At 61.3% G+C, this 1,707-nt stretch carries 2 protein-coding genes; both read left to right on the top strand.

Annotation, left to right across the window (positions count from 1 at the left end; translation table 11 throughout):
- Nucleotides 1-264: 264 nt before the first annotated feature.
- Nucleotides 265-987 carry a UMP kinase gene (gene pyrH / locus EN893_RS32710; protein WP_013531760.1) on the top strand — a complete coding sequence of 241 codons (723 nt, stop codon included), beginning with the start codon at nt 265-267 and terminating at the stop codon, nt 985-987.
- Nucleotides 988-1,087: 100 nt separating this feature from the next.
- Nucleotides 1,088-1,642 (top strand): ribosome recycling factor, encoded by a 555-nt coding sequence (gene frr / locus EN893_RS32705; RefSeq protein WP_013531759.1) that lies wholly within the window; start codon nt 1,088-1,090, stop codon nt 1,640-1,642.
- The last annotated feature ends 65 nt before the right edge of the window (nt 1,643-1,707 follow it).

Raw genomic sequence — 1,707 nt, 5'->3', positions numbered from 1 at the left:
TTCCCGTACTCGTTCTTCGGTCCGGAAATCCAGGGCGGCCTTACCGGGGGCCAGGCCGTCGGCTGCAAGCCTGCGGGCTATTTCCCTGACCTGCTCATGGAAGGTGCATTTGCCGGCGTGAGTTGACAAAAGGCGAGAGAATTCCGGGAAGGGCGCCGCGTGACATCGCGGCGCCCTTCGTGTATCGGAACGCCATTGTTTCGGTGGCGCGCCTGCGCGAGAGCAGCCACCCGGAACGCGCCACATGCAAATGAAGAGGCCCAGATGACGGTGAAGCCCCTCTACCGACGTGTCTTGCTGAAAGCGTCGGGCGAAGCGTTGATGGGCGAGCAGCATTTCGGCATCGACGTGTCAGTGGTGGATCGCATCGCCGGCGACATCGCCGAGGCGCGTGCATTGGGCATCGAGGTCGGCGTCGTCATCGGCGGCGGCAACATCTTTCGCGGCGTGGCCGTTGCCTCCAAGGGCGGCGACCGTGTTACCGGCGACCACATGGGCATGCTTGCCACGGTGATCAACTCGCTGGCGCTGCGCACGTCGTTGAACAAGATCGGCGTCGACGCCGTGGTGCTTTCGGCGATCGCCATGCCCGAACTTTGCGAGAGCTTTTCGCAGCGCCAGGCGACCGCCTACATGAACCAGGGCAAGGTGGTGATCTTTGCCGGCGGCACCGGCAATCCATTCTTCACCACTGATTCGGCCGCGGCCCTTCGCGCCGCTGAAATCGGCGCCGACGCGCTGTTCAAGGGCACTCAGGTCGACGGCGTCTACTCGGCGGACCCGAAGAAGGATCCGAATGCGACGCGTTTCGAGCGCATCAGCCATGGCGAAGTCATAAATCGCGGCCTTTCCATCATGGATACTGCTGCGATTGCACTTGCGCGCGAAAACAACATTCCGATAATCGTCTATTCGATCCACGAAAAAGGTGGTTTCGGCGATATTCTGAGGGGCGGCGGCCGCTGCACGGTCGTCGCGGACGATTGATCGGCGGCCTGACCCGAAAAGGGAAGCCGGTTTTCGAAAGTTCGATTCGAAGACGGCCCCGAAGCAGTGAGCCCGCATTAGACGGGTCGAGGAGATAAAGATGAGTGGTGAGTACGACGATCTCAAGCGGCGCATGGATGGGGCCATTGCCGCGTTCAAGCATGATCTGGCCTCGCTGCGGACCGGTCGCGCCTCCAGCAATCTGCTCGATGCGATCCAGGTGCAGGCCTACGGCACCACCATGCCGATCAATCAGGTCGCCAACGTCTCGGTGCCGGAGCCGCGCATGATCTCGGTATCGGTATGGGACAAGTCGATGGTTGGCGCGGTCGACCGCGCGATCCGCGAATCCAATTTGGGGTTCAACCCGATCGTAGACGGCACCAACCTCAGGATTCCACTTCCCGAACTTAACGAACAGCGCCGCAAGGAACTGGTCAAGATCTCGCACACCTACGCCGAGAATGCCCGTGTCGCCGCGCGCCATGTGCGCCGCGACGGCATGGACTTCCTGAAGAAGGCGGAGAAAGACGGCGACATCAGCGAAGACGATCAGCGCAAGCGCTCGGACCAGGTCCAGAAACTTACCGACGAGACGATCAGCACCATCGACCACCTGCTTTCCGATAAGGAAGCTGAAATCATGCAGGTTTAGGGTCATGGCCGCCGGCTGACCCGAAAGCGAGAACATGGCAACGCCCGCGCATGTCGCGATCATCA

Source organism: Mesorhizobium sp. M7A.F.Ca.CA.004.04.2.1 (assembly GCF_004022825.1).
Taxonomy (GTDB): domain Bacteria; phylum Pseudomonadota; class Alphaproteobacteria; order Rhizobiales; family Rhizobiaceae; genus Mesorhizobium.
This window is presented reverse-complemented; position numbering and strand designations above follow the sequence as displayed.